The organism is Serratia sp. 201 (genome assembly GCF_037027545.1).
GTDB lineage: Bacteria > Pseudomonadota > Gammaproteobacteria > Enterobacterales > Enterobacteriaceae > Serratia > Serratia bockelmannii.
Genome location: NZ_JAXCHC010000008.1, coordinates 32,830 through 48,758 on the forward strand (window position 1 = coordinate 32,830; position 15,929 = coordinate 48,758).

The 15,929-nt window shown below is 54.4% G+C and carries 18 protein-coding genes; 16 read left to right on the forward strand and 2 right to left on the reverse strand.

Annotated features, from left to right (window positions below):
* Positions 1-2: 2 nt before the first annotated feature.
* From WA302_RS24855 to WA302_RS24875, 5 genes are all read left to right on the forward strand, one after another.
* Complete coding sequence (locus WA302_RS24855) at positions 3-863, forward strand: isochorismatase (RefSeq protein WP_004930014.1); 861 nt, start codon at positions 3-5, stop codon at positions 861-863.
* Positions 864-924: 61 nt separating this feature from the next.
* On the forward strand, positions 925-1,989 hold the full coding sequence (gene yncE, locus WA302_RS24860; RefSeq protein WP_261456586.1) for a 7-bladed beta-propeller protein YncE: 1,065 nt from the start codon (positions 925-927) through the stop codon (positions 1,987-1,989).
* Positions 1,990-2,109: 120 nt separating this feature from the next.
* The gene (locus WA302_RS24865; protein WP_049204134.1) at positions 2,110-2,730 is read left to right on the forward strand and encodes a DUF2238 domain-containing protein; all 621 of its coding nucleotides are present in this window, start codon (positions 2,110-2,112) and stop codon (positions 2,728-2,730) included.
* Between the two features lie 325 nt (positions 2,731-3,055).
* Entirely contained in the window at positions 3,056-3,790 is a 735-nt protein-coding gene (locus WA302_RS24870; RefSeq protein WP_230201419.1) for a winged helix-turn-helix domain-containing protein, read from the forward strand.
* Positions 3,771-4,262 (forward strand): hypothetical protein, encoded by a 492-nt coding sequence (locus tag WA302_RS24875; RefSeq protein WP_164068737.1) that lies wholly within the window; start codon positions 3,771-3,773, stop codon positions 4,260-4,262. Before WA302_RS24870 ends, WA302_RS24875 begins: the two co-directional genes overlap by 20 nt.
* Positions 4,263-4,328: 66 nt before the next feature.
* Here the strand turns inward: WA302_RS24875 and WA302_RS24880 are convergent, their stop codons facing one another.
* Entirely contained in the window at positions 4,329-5,087 is a 759-nt protein-coding gene (locus WA302_RS24880; RefSeq protein ID WP_060433939.1) for a winged helix-turn-helix domain-containing protein, read from the reverse strand.
* Between the two features lie 426 nt (positions 5,088-5,513).
* Here WA302_RS24880 and WA302_RS24885 point away from each other — a divergent pair, with 426 nt between their 5' ends.
* The 11 genes from WA302_RS24885 (at position 5,514) to WA302_RS24935 (ending at position 15,103) form a co-directional block, all read left to right on the forward strand.
* Positions 5,514-6,062 carry a fimbrial protein gene (locus WA302_RS24885; protein ID WP_025304976.1) on the forward strand — a complete coding sequence of 183 codons (549 nt, stop codon included), beginning with the start codon at positions 5,514-5,516 and terminating at the stop codon, positions 6,060-6,062.
* 92 nt (positions 6,063-6,154) lie between these two features.
* Positions 6,155-6,700 (forward strand): fimbrial protein, encoded by a 546-nt coding sequence (locus WA302_RS24890; RefSeq protein ID WP_025304977.1) that lies wholly within the window; start codon positions 6,155-6,157, stop codon positions 6,698-6,700.
* Positions 6,701-6,729: 29 nt separating this feature from the next.
* Complete coding sequence (locus WA302_RS24895; protein ID WP_261456585.1) at positions 6,730-9,285, forward strand: outer membrane usher protein; 2,556 nt, start codon at positions 6,730-6,732, stop codon at positions 9,283-9,285.
* 30 nt (positions 9,286-9,315) lie between these two features.
* Positions 9,316-10,065 carry a fimbria/pilus periplasmic chaperone gene (locus WA302_RS24900; protein ID WP_025304979.1) on the forward strand — a complete coding sequence of 250 codons (750 nt, stop codon included), beginning with the start codon at positions 9,316-9,318 and terminating at the stop codon, positions 10,063-10,065.
* 47 nt (positions 10,066-10,112) lie between these two features.
* Complete coding sequence (locus WA302_RS24905; RefSeq protein WP_127146728.1) at positions 10,113-10,718, forward strand: fimbrial protein; 606 nt, start codon at positions 10,113-10,115, stop codon at positions 10,716-10,718.
* A complete protein-coding gene (locus WA302_RS24910) occupies positions 10,711-11,301 on the forward strand; it encodes a fimbrial protein (protein WP_240275338.1) in 591 nt (196 codons plus the stop codon). The genes WA302_RS24905 and WA302_RS24910 overlap by 8 nt, the downstream gene beginning before the upstream one ends.
* Before the next feature lie 10 nt (positions 11,302-11,311).
* Positions 11,312-11,824, forward strand: coding sequence for a fimbrial protein (locus WA302_RS24915; protein WP_197771030.1), 513 nt, complete (start codon positions 11,312-11,314; stop codon positions 11,822-11,824).
* Positions 11,825-11,995: 171 nt separating this feature from the next.
* Positions 11,996-12,811: a hypothetical protein gene (locus WA302_RS24920; protein WP_261456583.1), complete on the forward strand. Its 816-nt coding sequence runs from the start codon at positions 11,996-11,998 to the stop codon at positions 12,809-12,811.
* 198 nt (positions 12,812-13,009) lie between these two features.
* Positions 13,010-13,918, forward strand: a complete 909-nt coding sequence (locus WA302_RS24925; protein ID WP_099817071.1) for a hypothetical protein — start codon at positions 13,010-13,012, stop codon at positions 13,916-13,918.
* A 227-nt stretch (positions 13,919-14,145) separates the two neighbouring features.
* Positions 14,146-14,682, forward strand: a complete 537-nt coding sequence (locus WA302_RS24930) for a helix-turn-helix transcriptional regulator (RefSeq protein WP_060448260.1) — start codon at positions 14,146-14,148, stop codon at positions 14,680-14,682.
* Between the two features lie 136 nt (positions 14,683-14,818).
* Entirely contained in the window at positions 14,819-15,103 is a 285-nt protein-coding gene (locus tag WA302_RS24935) for a hypothetical protein (RefSeq protein ID WP_043143788.1), read from the forward strand.
* A 592-nt stretch (positions 15,104-15,695) separates the two neighbouring features.
* Here WA302_RS24935 and WA302_RS24940 read toward each other — a convergent pair.
* The coding region (locus tag WA302_RS24940) for a hypothetical protein (RefSeq protein WP_336064773.1) at positions 15,696-15,929 on the reverse strand (234 nt) is incomplete at its 5' end.

Genomic DNA, 15,929 nt, shown 5'->3' on the forward strand with positions numbered 1-15,929 from the left:
CGATGGCCATTCCAAAACTTAATGACTACGCGCTGCCGACGGCGGACGAACTGCCGCAAAATAAAGTCACCTGGCAGGTAGAACCGCAGCGCGCCGCGCTGCTGATCCACGATATGCAGCAGTATTTCCTCAATTTCTGGGGCGAAGACAGCGCGCTGATCAAACAGGTGGTGGAGAACATCGCCAACCTGCGCCGCTACTGCAAACAGCAGGGCATTCCGGTGTTCTATACCGCACAGCCGAACCAGCAGAGCGATGAAGACCGCGCGCTGTTGAACGACATGTGGGGGCCGGGCCTGAACAAGCACCCCGAGCAGCAGGCGGTGACCGCCGCGCTGGCGCCGGACGAAGACGACACGGTGCTGGTGAAATGGCGCTACAGCGCCTTCCACCGCTCGCCGCTGCAGGAGATCCTGCAGGAGTCCGGCCGCGATCAGCTGATCATCTGCGGCGTGTATGCGCACATCGGCTGCCTGACCACCGCCATTGACGCCTTCATGCGCAACATCCAGCCGTTCATGGTGGCCGACGGCCTGGCGGACTTCTCGCGCGACGAACACCTGATGGCGCTGCGCTATACCGCCGGCCGCTGCGGCCGGGTGGTGACCACCGCGTCGCTGTTGCCGGCGGCAGGCATTGCCAGCATCGATGCGCTGCGTCAGCAGATCCTGCCGCTGCTGGACGAAGACAGCGAAGACATGGGCAACGATGAAAACCTGATCGATTATGGCCTGGATTCGGTGCGCATCATGGAGCTGGCGACCCGCTGGCGCAAGATCCGCGGCGACATCGACTTTATCGCGCTGGCGCGCAACCCGACCATCGACAGCTGGTGGGCGCTGCTTTCCGAAGAGAAAGCCTGATTTTAATAACGATGAGAGGGCGGCCGCTCGGCTGCCCCGTTGGCTCTATAAGGAGATTTCGATGAATGCTTTGATCACCAAGGGAAAACGCGCGGCATTCCCGCTGATGCTGCTGTCCACGCTGCTGTTCTCCAACTCGTTGCTGGCGCAGACTGCGCCGGAAGTGCTGCGCAAGCCGGTTGGCAAGGGCGCCTATGAAATGGCCTACAGCCCGAGCGAGAACGCGCTCTACCTGGCGACGTCGCAGAGCCGCAAGCTGGACAAGGGCGGTATCGTCTACCGTCTGGATCCGACCACGCTGGACGTGACCCAGATTATTCATAACGACATCAAGCCGTTTGGCGCCGCCGTCAACGCTAAAACCGGCACGCTGTTCTTCGGTAATACCGTCAATAACTCGGTGACCGCCATCGACGCCAAGACCGGCGAAGTGAAAGGCCGCCTGGTGCTGGACGCGCGCCAGCGCTCTGAGACCGTCAAGCCGCTGGCGCCGCGCGAGCTGGTGGCGGATGCCGACAGCGATACCCTGTACATTACCGGGCTGGGTGAATCCAGCGTGGTGTGGGTGGTGGACGGCAAGGATCTGACCCTGCGTGCCACCGTGACCGACACCGGCAAATACGGCACCGGCCTGGCGCTGGACGCCGCCGCCAAGCGCCTGTACGTCACCAACGCCGACGGCGAGCTGGTGACCATCGATACCCAGAGCAACAAGGTGCTGTCGCGCAAGAAGCTGGATGAGGCTAAAGAGCACTTCTTCCTGAACATCAGCCTGGATACCGCCACCCATCGCGCGTTCATCACCGATTCCAAGCAGCCACAGGTGCTGGTGGTGGATACCCGCAGCGGCAACATCCTGAGCAAGATCGACGTGCCGGAATCGCTGGCGGTGCTGTTCAACCCGGCGCGCAATGAAGTTTACGTGACCCATCGCCAGGCGGGTGAAGTGAGCGTGATCGACGCCAAGAGCTACAAGGTGCTGAACACCATCAAGACGCCGACCCACCCGAACAGCCTGGCGCTGTCGCCGGACGGCCTGACGCTGTACGTTAGCGTCAAGCAGGCTTCCAGCCGCGAGAAAGAAGCGACCGCGCCGGACGACGTGATCCGCGTAGCGCTGAAATAATCCCGCGCAGGGTAAACCCCCTCGGACAGGCGAAGCGGCGACGCTCCGCCTGTTTTTTTTCGCCGTGCGATCTGCGGTATAAAGTGTGGATTGCCTTATTGATCCGAAGGAACGTGGGTTATGCCTGCTTCACGCACACCGCTGTTGTTGTCCGTTATCACCCTGCTGCTGCTGGCCGCGCTGATCCATAGCGGCATCAGCCCCTACGATCGCACCACCTGGTTGATGGAGGTGGCGCCGGTATTGATTGTTTTGCCGTTGCTGTGGCTGACCCATCGCCGTTATCCGCTGACGCCGCTGCTCTACACGCTGATTTTCTTCCATGCGCTGATCCTGATTTTCGGCGGCATGTACAGCTATGCTCGCGTGCCGCTGGGCTTTGAGGTGCAGCAGTGGCTGGATCTTGGCCGCAACCCGTACGACAAACTGGGGCATTTCTTCCAGGGATTGGTGCCGGCGCTGGCGGCGCGCGAGATCCTGCTGCGCGGCGGTTATGTGCAGGGCCGCAAGATGCTGGGCTTCGTGGTGTGCTGCATCGCGCTGGCGATCAGCGCGGTGTATGAGTTGATCGAGTGGTGGGCGGCACTGGCGCTGGGCCAGGGCGCCGACGAGTTTCTCGGCACCCAGGGCGACCCGTGGGACACGCAGTCCGATATGTTCTGCGCGTTGCTCGGCGCGATAGCCGGCCAGTGGCTGTTCGGTGGCTGGCAGGGTAGGCAACTGCGGCGTTTAAAAGAGTAAGCCTTGTTGCGTTAAGCCTAGTGAAAATAGCGACTTCTCGTGCCGCCCAGTATTTTCCGGGCGGCATTTTAATGTCGACATGATAAGAAATAGATAATCATCAGTTAAATGTTTGGCACCCTGTGATACAGCACAATGTTATTTCTTATATTTATGATTATTTAGCTTTTTATGCGTTTTTCTAGGAATTTTCTTAACTCACGCCGTGTGCTACTATTCTCATGTTTAACAAGGGCTAATTATTATTAATTAGTTTTTTGAGCGGGGAATAATGAGATACATAATTAATAATAAGATTAAATATCATGAAGATAGATCAGAGTTGGTGGATATCAATGCTGAGCTACCGCCTCAACCGCTCACCGCCACCCTGAACCGCCTGCTGTCCACATTGGTCAGAAACAATAACCTGGTGCTCTCCCGCGATACCCTGCTGACGCAGGTATGGGAAGCGCACGGCCAGGTGGCCTCCGGCAATAACCTCAATAACACCATTTCCATCCTGCGCAAGATGTTCGCCGCCCTGGGCGAGGACGAGATTATCGTCACGCTGCCGCGCCAGGGATTTATGTTTACCGCCACTTCGTTGAAGACGACGGACAGCCTGTCGGAGAGTTCGTCGGAGATGCCGATCCCGGCGGCTGCAGAAAGCGCCTTGCCGACCAAGCCGCTGCGAGCGCAGCGATTTAAGCGCCTCGGGTTGGCCGCGTTGCTGCTGTTGGCGGCGGGGAGCGGTCTGTGGGCCTGGCAGGACGCCGGCTATGCGCCGATCAGCACGGTAAGCGTAGGCAACATCGGCAGCTGTGAGGTGAAGTTCATCGCTTCTTATCATAAGACCGGTTCCGGCAAGGCGGATTTGGCGCACTTGCAAACGTTGCTGGATAAACGAAATCATATTCACTGTAGTGAACCGGCGACGCTGCTTTATTACGACAGCCAGTCGGTGGTACCAGGCAGCGCAGAACGCGTGCGATCTTCTTACTTCTTTTATTGTCCGCAGACGGCGATGGCGGCGGGCAAAGCGCAATGCGAGAACTACTATGAAAGTCTGGAAAAATAACCGGATATGGCATTACCGTTACGCGCTGTTAGTCTTTGCGGCGCTGGCCTGCTGTTGCGCCGCCGCTTATGTGCTGTTCGCTATGCCGCAGGTGCCGGAATGCCGGGCGTCGATGCGGGTGCATAATCAGGATAAAGATGCGGCGATGGAGCGTGTGCTGCTGGTGAGCATCGTGCCTGAGGGCGCGCGACAGCTCACTATGTTGATGAGCGGCAGTTTTTTTGATGGTGATACACGTTATGTGGTCGATCGCTCCGTGGAAATGAGTTACCAGCGTCGCGGCAGCAACTACACCATGTGGGTAACGAAAAATACCCGCAAGCCGCAGGACTCTGTTATTCGCGAGGATATGAATCGCCGGTTACCTATCGCCGGGCAGCAGCTGCATTTGCGCATCGAGCGTATCGATCGGCATCACTATCTGTTTACTGATAACCATTCGCCGCTTTTTGTCTGCGTGACTGGCGCATAACGGTCCCCCCCAGAATTACCGGGGGGCCGATGTTGTCTCTGACCCTGGGTATCAAGAGCGAAAAGATTAAGGTTGATTGCCGGCTATATAATTATTGATGCAAGGGCTGTTACCGGTACGCGGGCAGTAGGTGACCTGCTGTTCATCCTGGTTAGTGCTCTCATTAAGAATGTTAGCGTAATAATAGACGTCGGCCCGCGTACGGCAATTGAAGCCCGCCTGTTGTATCACCTGCTTGATGTTCTCCAGGCTTCCTCCACCTAAAGTCATACTGTACACCTGGCAGCTTTGGTAATTCCCAAGTGGATAAACGCTGATACGCGTGCTGTTTTGATACAGCACAATGATGGCAAAAGGCACCAGACAGGCAGCGGCAATCATTATTAAGCGTTGTAATGCTCGTCGGATGCCGGGGGGAGAAGTCCCGGGGGGCGGCGTAGACGCTATTTCCGTTTCACGGTGCTTTTCTTCTCTATATATTTCCACCTTATTTTCATTCGCTTCATGAATGTTTCGAGCAATAAATTTAAACCCCTGACGTGGATAGGTGACGATAATCTCCTCGGCGCCAAACTGCGCCAGTGATTTACGTAACCCGGAAACGTAATTGTTTAAGTTATTGTTGGAGGCTTTCAGCCCATAATCGACCCAAACATCATTAAGCAACCTCTCTCGCAACAACAGCTTGTTATTATTCTTGATGAACAACGAAAGCAGTCTGCTGGTCGGCTTCAGTAAAGCTATTTTATTGCTGGCATTATCGACATGCATCAATGTGCCTTCCTCCTCGTTATAGAGGATGCTCTCATTTATAATGAAAATCATTTTATTTACCCGTCAACTTTCCTGTCGAGAGATTATTCTGAGACCTCTGTGTACTTTTTTCAATCCCTTGAGTTGCAGGGCAATAGGATTTTTCTCTTTATTCGTGTAATTGAAATGAAATGTTTATCTGCTTACAAGTTTTTTAATATAAATACTGATAATTAAATCCTATTTATCGTGATTTTAATCTATTTAATTATTATTTTATCGATAATAATCCTGTGTTTTTGTATTTTTGCGACATAACGTTTCAAATGGAAGGCGCTAAGTGTAAATTTGTCTCCACTGATACGGGGCGCGGAAACGCAGCGTATTAGCCACGGAGACAATGCGCAGGAATCTCAGGAATAAAGCTGCTGCATTGCATGCGTGACTTTAAGGATTTAATTCTTCTCCACTACTTACTAAGGAATGTAAGGAATCTCTATGAAACTGAACAAAATTATGATTGCAGCGGTATTGGCCTTCGGCGCTTCTTCTATGATGGCCCAGGCAGCTAACACCGGTAAGGTTCACTTTGAAGGTTCTATTGCGAAAGCTGCATGTTCAATGGATCAGAAGAGCGTTGAGCAAACTGTAAAAATGGGCCAAATCGGCGACTCCAGCCTGCTGAATGGCCGTGATTCCGCTGTTAAGACTCCGTTCGATATTGTGCTGAGAGACTGTATTTTGCCTGACGCTCCTACTGAGACGGCGATGACGATCACTTTCAACGGTCTTAAAGGTGTTAAAGACGATATGCTGCAATTCGGTCCAATGAGCACCGCTAAAAACGCCGGTGTCGTTATCTCTCATGGCGCGGACACTGTTAAGCTGGGTACGCCAATTAACATTGGTGTACTGAAAGCGGGCGCAGATACTGAATATACTCTGAATTTCACCTCTCACCTGCGTGGTAATGGAGACGATAAAAATAAACCAATTCAAGCCGGTACTTTCTTCAGTACTGCTAACTTCATTGTAAATTATAACTAATCGATTTACGACAGGTTGAATAATTATAGCATGCGGGACTAGCCCGTATGCTTTTTCCCCGAATGGATTCCTGTTTGCAAGGGATAATCTCTATGGCCCTTATTGGCAAAAATGTAGTGGCGCCTTCCCTATTGGTCGCGATTTTTACGGCCCAGACGATGCCGGCAACGGCTTCGGTTATTGGCTGGGGAAGAGTCAATATGGAAGGCGCTATTGTCAACGCGGCCTGCGCCCTTGAAGCGGCCAGCCGTGATCAAACCATCGATATGAAAATTTTGCCGGTGGAACAAATTACCCGTGATGGGCACGGGCTGACCCGCCCCTTTACGCTGAAGCTGGTGAACTGCGGGCTGGCAGGGGAAAACAGTACCAATACCGGGCGCCAGCATTTCCGCATGATATTTGACGGTAATGCGGAAGGAAAAAACTTCGGCGTCATCGGCGATGCCCGTGGCGTGGCGTTACGCATTGTCGATAGCATCGGCACAGATATTTACCCTGGGGTGCCGATGTCAATAGAAAATACCCTAACAAAAGATTATCGATTGAATTATTCAATGCAGCTGGTGGCTAACAGCCAGGTATTGCGCGCAGGGGATTACCGCTCCGCCATTCGTTTTAAATTGGATTACTACTGATTATAAATAAGTTAAAGGTTGGCGGGATCATGGATGCGAGAAAATTTAAATCGGGGGCGCTCCCGTTAAGTTTATTAGGGATATGTATTTCTCTGGCTCTCTGCGGCCTGGCGTTGCCGGGACGGGCGGATGATGCAATTCAGTTCAACACTGACATCCTGGATATCAACGATCGTAAAAATATCGATCTCGGCCGCTTTGCCAAAGGCGCCTTTATTATGCCGGGCAAGTACAGCATGACGGTAGTGGTGAACAAGCAGCCATTGGATGAGCAGCCGGTGGTTTTCTATCCGCCGGAAAACGATCCCGATGGCAGTGCGGCCTGCGTCTCGCCGGAGCTGGTTGAAAAACTGGGCCTTAAAACCGAGTTTCTCAAGCTGCTGCGCTGGTGGCATAACGAGCAGTGCCTAGATCTGAGCAGCCTCAAGGGCATCGAGGCCAGGGGCGATCTGGCGGTGTCGGCGCTGTATCTGAACATTCCCCAGGCCTATTTAGAGTACTCCTCGCCGGATTGGGATCCGCCGGCGCGCTGGGATAACGGCATTCCCGGCCTGCTGCTGGACTACAACCTGAACGGCCAGGTGCAGCAGAATAGCAACGGCGGCGGCCAGACGCAGCGCCTGGGCGGTAATGGTGCGGTGGGCGCCAACCTGGGCGCCTGGCGGCTGCGGGCCGATTGGCAGACCAGTCTCAATCACCAGACCGGCTCGGGGGAATCGAGCCAGAGAACGTTTGACTGGAGCCGCTATTACGCTTTCCGCGCGTTGCCGCAGTGGGGCGCGCGCCTGGCGTTGGGAGAGGATTCGCTGCAGAGCAACCTCTTCGACAGCTTCCGCTTTACCGGCTTCAGCCTGATGTCGGACGACAACATGCTGCCGCCCAACCTGCGCGGCTATGCGCCGGAGGTGACCGGCATCGCCAAAACCAACGCCAAAGTCACCATCAGCCAGCAGGGGCGCGTGCTGTATGAGGCGCAGGTCGCCGCCGGGCCGTTCCGCATCCAGGATCTGAGCGATTCGGTGATGGGCAAGCTGGACGTCAAGGTTGAGGAACAAGACGGCAGCGTGCAGCAGTTTCAGGTGGACACAGCCAGCATTCCTTATCTGACGCGCCCTGGCATGGTGCGCTTCAAGTTCGCCGGTGGTCGGCCGTCGAACTGGGAGCACCAGGTGCAGGGGCCAACCTTTGCCACCGGTGAATTCTCCTGGGGGGTCAGCAACGGTTGGTCGCTGTACGGCGGGGCTATCGCCGGTGGCGATTATAACGCGCTGTCGCTGGGGCTGGGGCGCGATCTGCTGGTGCTCGGCGCGCTGTCGTTTGATACCACATATTCGCGGGCAAGATTGCCGATTGACGACGGCACCAAAAAAGGCGGCTCGTACCGTTTGAGCTATTCGAAAAGCTTTGATGAATACGACAGTCAGATCACCTTCGCCGGTTATCGCTTCTCGGAAGAAAATTTTATGACCATGAGCGAATACCTGGACGCGCGTTATCACGGCTTGCGGAACGGCAAAAGCCGAGAAATGTACACCATCACCTTTAACAAGCAGTTCCGCGATCTGGGGGTCAGTACCTATCTCAACTACGACCACCAGACTTACTGGGATAAGCCGACCGACGAACGCTACAGCCTGGCGCTGTCGCGCTATTTCAACCTGGGATCGTGGAAAAACCTGAGCGCCTCACTCTCGGCTTATCGCAACAAGTCCAGAGGGACCAACGACGACGGCATGTATCTGAGCCTGACGGTGCCGTGGGGAGAAGATACCAACCTCAGCTACAGCAGTTCGTGGAACCGTAACAATAACAACCAGCGGGTGGGCTACTACCAACGGTTGGATGAACACAACAACTATCAGCTGACCGCCGGCAGCTCGCGCAACGGCGGCTCCGCCAGCGCGTTTTACAGCCACGACGGCGACGCGGCGCGTATCGACGCCAACGCGAGTTATCAGGGGGGCCAGTACTCCGCGTTCGGCATGAGCCTGCTGGGCGGGGCCACGCTTACCGCCCAGGGGGCGGCGCTGCACCGTAGCGGAAGCTTCGGTGGTACCCGCCTGATGCTGGACACCGATGGCGTGGCCGGGGTGCCGGTACGTGGCTATGGCGCCACGAGCCGCACCAACATGTTTGGCAAAGCGGTGGTGACGGACGTCGGCAACTTTTACCGCAGCCGGGCGAGCATCGATCTGACCAACTTATCGGACGAGGCTGAAGCGACGCAGTCGGTGGTGCAGGCGACGCTCACCGAAGGGGCCATTGGCTACCGGCGCTTCAACGTGATTTCCGGCCAGAAAGCGATGGCGGTGATCCGCCTGGCGGACGGCAGCACGCCGCCGTTTGGCGCCGAGGTGTTCAACCGCCGCAGGCAGCAGACCGGGATTGTGAATGACGGCGGCAGCGTTTACCTCAGCGGTATCCGCGCCGGTGAACAAATGACGGTGCATTGGGAAGGGAAGGCGCAATGCGAAATCGATCTGCCGGCGTTGCGCACGGATGTTGCTCTGAGCGATCTGCTGCTGCCGTGCCGGCGCGTGGCCGCAGGCAGTGAAGGCCAGGCAGATGCGCCGGAAAACCCGTAAATGCAATTTTTGACCAAATGGAAGCTTATTATGCGAAACAACACTGTAAAAACGCTGTCGGTAGCCGGCCTGCTAACCACCACCTTGCTGAGCGGCCAGGCGCAGGCCGCTATCGCGCTGGATCGCACCCGCGTGATTTTAAACGGCGGCGATAACTCGGCCAGCATGAGCATCACCAATAAAAACACCCAACTGCCTTATCTGGCTCAGGGCTGGCTGGAGAATGAGCAGGGTGAAAAAATCAACAGCCCGCTGATCGTGTTGCCGCCGGTGCAGCGGGTGGAGCCGGGCGCGCAAAGCCAGGTCAAGGTACAGGCGCTGCCGGCCGCCAAGGCGCTGCCGCAGGATCGCGAGAGCCTGTTCTACTTCAACCTGCGCGAGATCCCGCCGAAGAGCAACAAGGCCAACACGCTGCAGATCGCGCTGCAGACCCGCATCAAGCTGTTCTACCGCCCGGCGGCGATCGTGCCGAACAAAAATGCCGCGTACAGCCCGTGGCAAGAGCAGTTGACGCTGACCCGCCAGGGCGCGGGCTTTAGGGCCAATAACCCGACCCCGTATTACATCACGCTGGTCGATGCCCGCAGCAGCAAGAGCGGTAAAACCGCCGCCGGTTTTGAACCGCTGATGGTGCCGCCGAAAGGCAGCGTGGCGTTAGGCGCCACTGGCCTGGGCAATGCACCGGTGCTGACTTATGTCAATGACTATGGCGGCCGCCCGGATCTGACCTTCAAGTGTGGCACCGGTGATTGTCAGGTGGTGCCTGAGAAGCAAGGATAATCGGCGCCGGCAGCGGCGCTCCATCAGTTGAAGCGGCAGGGAAACTAATGCAAATAATCGATAGCGGCTGCAACAGCCAGGAGAGAGGCGCTTTAACGCGACGGGCAGGCCAGGCGGCGTTATTGGCGCTGGTTTTGCTGACGAATCGGGCAGAGTCAGGTAACCACGGCATGCTGTTTGTGCATGGCGCGCTGACCGAAGGCGCCTGCCGGCTGGAGATGTCTTCGGCCTACCAGGATATCTGGCTGGGTGAAACCACCACGAGCAGCCTGGCAGTGCCCGGCAACCGCACGCAGCCGGTGGCCTTCCAACTGCGCTTGCGTGACTGCACGCGCATGGGGGCGGCCATCAGAGACACTCGCCTGGGTTACCGGCTGTGGGATGCCTACCAGCCGGCAGTAACGGTGAGCTTCACCGCCCCGGCCGATGCGGATAACCCGCAGCTGGTGCAGGTGCAGGGCGCCGAAGGCCTGGGGCTGCGGCTGTTGGATGCGGATAACCGCGATGTGCGGCTGGGCAGCCGCAGCCGGCCGCAGCTGCTGGCGCTGGGCGATAACGGGCTGCAGTTTTATGTGATGGCGGAGCGCACGCGTGCGCCGCTGTTGGCGGGCGCCTACCGCGCGGCGATCGATTTCCGGCTGAACTATGACTGAGGTGGACGGTATGGGCGATACAGGGCGACGCACGCTGGCCATCGGCGGCGAATATCTCCTTCTGGGCTGTGCGCTGGCGGCCAGCACCGCTGCCGCTTCGGCGCTCACCCTGCTGGCGGTGCTGAGTTTTGGCCAGCTGGCGCAGGCCGCCACGGTGAATGTCACGGTGAAAGGTGAAGTGCTCGCGAAACCAAAGTGTGAAATCAACGGCGGCAATGACATCGATGTGCCCTTCAGCGAACTGAATATCGCAGACATTGACGGCGTCAACTACGGCAAGAAAAAGATCCCCTATAGCGTGAGCTGCAGCGGCGATACCTCCGGCTCGAACGGAAATATGAAAGTGTCATTGCAGGGCGATAGCCCGAATTTTGGCGTCGGTTTGCTGCGCACCCGCGAGAAGGACGATTTGGCGATCAAGCTGCTGTTCGAAAATGGCCAGCAGCTAAAGCTGAACGAGTGGCATAACTTTTTTTATCCCAATTATCCACTGCTCTATGCCGTACCGGTCAAGCGCGGCGGCGCCAAGTTGAGTGGCGGGAACTTTTCAAGTTCCGCCACATTATTAGTCGAGGTTCAATAAGGAGATGAAGATGAAATATATTCCAGGGCTGGCCGCCTTGGCCTGTATGGGATTGCTGGCCAGCGGCGCGGCGCAGGCGATAAAGGTGAACTTTACCGGTACGCTGGTGGCGGCGCCAGACTGCACCCTCAACGAGGGTAACGATGTCAGCGTTAATTTTGCGGAAGTGGTGATCAACAAGATTAATGGTAAAGACTATAAGAAAATGCCGATCCCCTACGGCATCAAATGTGAGGGCGGTTCACCAGGCAGCGGCCAGCTTAAGGTGATGTTGGAATATACGACCGTCCCATGGGGCGATTACAACGCGATCCAGGCCCTACCCCTCCCGGCATTTAATAATCTCGGGTTGCGTATCATCGAGGGGGACGGGGATAAAACCTATGTGCCTAAGAGCAAGGTGGCGGTTACCGATGTGAATAACCCGCCTAAGTTTTACGCCGTGCCGATCGGCAAGCCGAACTCGGGTTTACCTACGGCGAGTTTCAATGCGTCGGCAACCATGACCGCCATATATGAGTAAAACGTTAGACCGGCACCGAAGCTGCACTGCTCCGGTGCCGGGCTGCGGCAGCAATTAAAGCCGCCGCGTTATAAACGCGGTGGAAAGAGGCGCACCGACGGCACTTAACCGGCGGAATATTTTCGCCATTGGCGATGGTCGGATAAGCTATTTTTCCGGCAGGGTAACCAGATGAAAAAGATTTTTTTATTATTGCTAATCGTATTTTTCGGCGGCATGAATGCGGCCCACGCCGCTAATTTTGAGGCCATTCCTCGTATAGAGCCTACAAGTGGATCCTATGCTTTTCTCTCTTTTACGTTTCTCCGTATTTTACCGGAGTCGCAGGAACCCAACCCATGTTATGGACAAAGAGACTGCATGTTATCTGTGGTGATGACCTTATCGAGCTCCCCACGTGCCTCTGTGGCGTTGGCTGAGGCCAACAGCAGCTGTAACACGGCGGATTGCAAGACCAGCACGAGCACGGCCAAAACCATGGGGGAGCTCGCGCCGTTAGTCAGGTATTTAGGGCGCAATGGGACGAACTCGACGAGAGATATAAACCAGGTTGGCAGCTGGCCTCTTCGACTCTGCTTCGGTGTGGCAATTAACGGTAGATGGAGTGGCGCTTTCGGCTGTGGCCCCGAAATACCCAAGACGAACAGTTGCGATATTCTTGACACTAACGCCATCGTTGACTTTGGCACATTCAGCAGCGATGTCACGGCCCGGCAGGCCACGGGAACCATCAAGATAAATTGTGCCAGCGAGGCTTACTTGCGCGTTAAGTTTAATTCCAATGTCACCAATATGCCGTTAAGCCAGGACGGGCGAATGACCGCCAGCCTGAAGTTTAGAGATCTGATCGCTGGCGTGGGCGAGAATTATGTAAAAGTACCTGGTGGCAACAGAGAAATATTTATAGACGGTGAGCTTAGGAATAATAACACCTCACACACCGGCCCGTTTTCTGTTCCTGTGGTGGCCATTATTGAATTAATGTAAAAGATCGCGTGTTAGAAGTGATATGAAGGGTGAATCTAGCTTAATACGCTATGGGTTATAGTGCATGCGATTGCGTCATTTTTATAAGGCAGAAGAAGATTGAGGGCGGTTTTACCTATTTAACTAGGGGCTGGCATGCAGATTGTTTTTTTATTGTGGCAATCGGTATGAAATTTTTACGATGTCTAAGGAGGGATAATGTTTCTACGTCAAGGGCACACGATGAAAGGGTTTTTATTATTTCTGGGCATATTGCTGGGATGGGCCAGCTGGGCTAATGCGGCATACCACGATGCGCCCACCAGCGTCAGAAAAGGAGAGGAACCGGGAACTTATCTGATCACCACTACGCTGAACGATATAGCACCGATACCCAGTTGGAATGCATGCCACTACACCACATCTAATACCGGATATTCATGTGGCTACGTCTTTGGGCTCTACTCTGCTCATTGGGATGGTAATGTCTACCCCGGTGGAGCCATGATCTCTATACCTTTGGTTGATCGAACCCCCCCTAACCAGTGTAATACGAGTAACTGTAATACCAGTTTAGCGACTGCCCAAACCATTGGGGAATTGGTGCCGCTGATGAAGCTCCGTGGCGGATTCGGAGTAACCAAGTCGGCACTGTACCGTCCAGGGGCCGAGGGGAAAAGGCCGGGGTTTAAAACCTGTATCTATAGTTGGCGAGCTTCAGCTATTGGGAATGTCGATGGTGGCCTGTTTGACTGCAGCGAGCTTATTCCTCTGACGGCAAGCTGCGATATTCTTGACACCGATGCCGTAGTCGATTTTGGTCCAATCAGAAGCGATGTTGCCAGCCGGCAGGCCAGCGGTTCATTTAAAGTTAATTGCTCGAATGATACGGATATACGAGTTAAGTTTGCCTCCAGTGTAACGGATATGAAGTTAAGTCAAGATGGCAGGCTTAGTGTCAGCTTGAAAGTGCGAAACGCGAAGCCCGGCGTTAACGCTCTGGAGAGCTTTGTTACGGTGGTTGCTGGTACGCAAGAGATATTTATCGACGGCGATCTCAAAAATGCGAACACCTCACACACGGGACCCTTTTCTACTTCGGTAGTGGCCATTGTGGAGGTTGCATAAAATAATCTGCTATCGAGCGTATTAACTAAGTCGTTATCAGTAAGTTTATCGCAGCATAACCGCTTATTTTTTAGGAAGAACGCATGTGATGTTTTCCTGGCGATGTAACGGGTTGGGTCTGAAAGATTCGCTATTGTTTAAACATATATCGTGAGAGCTGGAGTAAAAATCCATCGAACGGTTATCGCTGGCGCGAATTAATACTATGCCTACAGGAGACTCAGGGAATGAAATCGATCAATATTGTGATTGATGACGAAAATCGCTATTTCGCTACCGGCTTGCGGTTAAGTATTGCGAAATATGCGCAGCAGTATAATAAAGTCGCGCATTTCCTGCTGCCAGGCAGCGATGAGCGGCCTGACATCGTGTTGACCTCACAGATCCGGCGTGCCCGGCGTTGGACTGCCTATTCAAGGGCACACGTCGTCACCATTAAAGAAAGGCAGACCGTTGCAGCCAGGCGAGCGAAGCGAGTGCTTTACCGAACCGACGATCAACAACGGCTGTTTACGCTGTTGACCGATGCCCTGGCCAATCCCGGCCCGGTATGCCATTTTTCCGGTCTAGTGCTGACCCCTCGTGAGCGGCAGGTTATCGGCTATATGCGGCGTGGGTTGGATCAATCGCAAACCGCCAGAATAATGGGGGTGAGCGTTAAAACGGTGCACAGCCATAAACGTTCGGTAATGGGTAAGCTGATGTTAAATCGCAGCCATGATTTTATGTATTGGTTACTATCACCAGAGGCAGAGTATTCCTAACCGTGATGGGGAATGATTTTAATTATTCCCATCTGTTATCTTTATATCGCTAAAGGATAGTTTATTTTGATTAACATTTACCGGGAGAATGTTAATTCTTGTTTTATTCATTTGTTAGATAGCAAAAGGGAAAGTTATGAAAAAGACAGCGGCTTTACTTATTGGCGCTTGCATCATGATGGCATCTTATGCACATGCCGGTTTTAACGGCAATCATAACGTGCAGGGCAATAATGGCAACGCCAGCGGCGCCGGCAATAGCGATTTTGGTCAATGCATCAATGGTCAAGGGAAAAATGGTGGGCAATGTGCGGGCAACACCAACACAGGCGTCAAGCCTAAAGAAAAAGATAAAGGCGAAGTCATGAATGCGATCTGTGAATCGCCGTTTATGAAAAAATACTCGCCGCTATGCCAGTAATATTGATTTTTAAATGACAAGCAGGGTTATCCTCCCTGCTTTTTTTGTGACTGTTGATTAAATATCCTGTTGTTCCGACTAAAAATATAAGTTCGGTGAATTATTATCGTTGGCAGTGATGGTAGCTGTACGTAATTTACGTGGGGTATTATCTACACCAAGGGAAAGGTTAAGTGGATTTGTTTTATTTCGCGATATTCTTGTTGTGTTTAAGCATCTATTCATTCTACAAACATGCGCAGCGGATGAAGAAAAGGCAGCTATCTATTCAAGAACTCGGCCATTCTTCCCGTTGGTTGGCATTGCGACGTCATCATTGACGCTGCTACGCATTGTATGACGTAGCGTTTTTTACCAGAGAGTAGTATCCGCCTCAACGAAAGAGGGTGCCCGGACTCGGACAACCGGCGCTGGCGCCGCGTTGAACAGCGCTTCAGCGCTGGCCCGCAGGGGGAGGCCTTTGGCTGAATAATCGAACGCAGTTCGATGACGAGTCCAGTCCCTGAAAAGCAAAAACCCGCCATAGGCGGGTTCTTCCGAATAGGGCGACCGGACTCGGACAACCGGCGCTGGCGCCGTGTTGAACAGCGCTTCAGCGCTGGCCCGCAGGGTGAGGCCTTTGGCCGAATAATCGAACGTAGTTCGATGGAGAGTCCGTACCCCAGAAAGCGAAAAACCCGCCATAGGCGGGTTCTTCTAAATAGGGCGACCGGACTCGGACAACCGGCGCTGGCGCCGCGTTGAACAGCGCTTCAGCGCTGGCCCGCAGGGTGAGGTCTTTAGACCGAATAATCGAACGCAGTTCGATGGAGAGTCCGTACCCCAG

Coding starts and splice junctions, on each gene's coding strand:
- WA302_RS24855 (WP_004930014.1), top strand. CDS start 3: ATGGCCATTCCAAAACTTAATGACTACGCGCTGCCGACGGCGGACGAA.
- yncE (WP_261456586.1), top strand. CDS start 925: ATGAATGCTTTGATCACCAAGGGAAAACGCGCGGCATTCCCGCTGATG.
- WA302_RS24865 (WP_049204134.1), top strand. CDS start 2,110: ATGCCTGCTTCACGCACACCGCTGTTGTTGTCCGTTATCACCCTGCTG.
- WA302_RS24875 (WP_164068737.1), top strand. CDS start 3,771: ATGAAAGTCTGGAAAAATAACCGGATATGGCATTACCGTTACGCGCTG.
- WA302_RS24880 (WP_060433939.1), bottom strand. CDS start 5,087: ATGATTTTCATTATAAATGAGAGCATCCTCTATAACGAGGAGGAAGGC.
- WA302_RS24885 (WP_025304976.1), top strand. CDS start 5,514: ATGAAACTGAACAAAATTATGATTGCAGCGGTATTGGCCTTCGGCGCT.
- WA302_RS24890 (WP_025304977.1), top strand. CDS start 6,155: ATGGCCCTTATTGGCAAAAATGTAGTGGCGCCTTCCCTATTGGTCGCG.
- WA302_RS24895 (WP_261456585.1), top strand. CDS start 6,730: ATGGATGCGAGAAAATTTAAATCGGGGGCGCTCCCGTTAAGTTTATTA.
- WA302_RS24900 (WP_025304979.1), top strand. CDS start 9,316: ATGCGAAACAACACTGTAAAAACGCTGTCGGTAGCCGGCCTGCTAACC.
- WA302_RS24905 (WP_127146728.1), top strand. CDS start 10,113: ATGCAAATAATCGATAGCGGCTGCAACAGCCAGGAGAGAGGCGCTTTA.
- WA302_RS24910 (WP_240275338.1), top strand. CDS start 10,711: ATGACTGAGGTGGACGGTATGGGCGATACAGGGCGACGCACGCTGGCC.
- WA302_RS24915 (WP_197771030.1), top strand. CDS start 11,312: ATGAAATATATTCCAGGGCTGGCCGCCTTGGCCTGTATGGGATTGCTG.
- WA302_RS24920 (WP_261456583.1), top strand. CDS start 11,996: ATGAAAAAGATTTTTTTATTATTGCTAATCGTATTTTTCGGCGGCATG.
- WA302_RS24925 (WP_099817071.1), top strand. CDS start 13,010: ATGTTTCTACGTCAAGGGCACACGATGAAAGGGTTTTTATTATTTCTG.
- WA302_RS24930 (WP_060448260.1), top strand. CDS start 14,146: ATGAAATCGATCAATATTGTGATTGATGACGAAAATCGCTATTTCGCT.
- WA302_RS24935 (WP_043143788.1), top strand. CDS start 14,819: ATGAAAAAGACAGCGGCTTTACTTATTGGCGCTTGCATCATGATGGCA.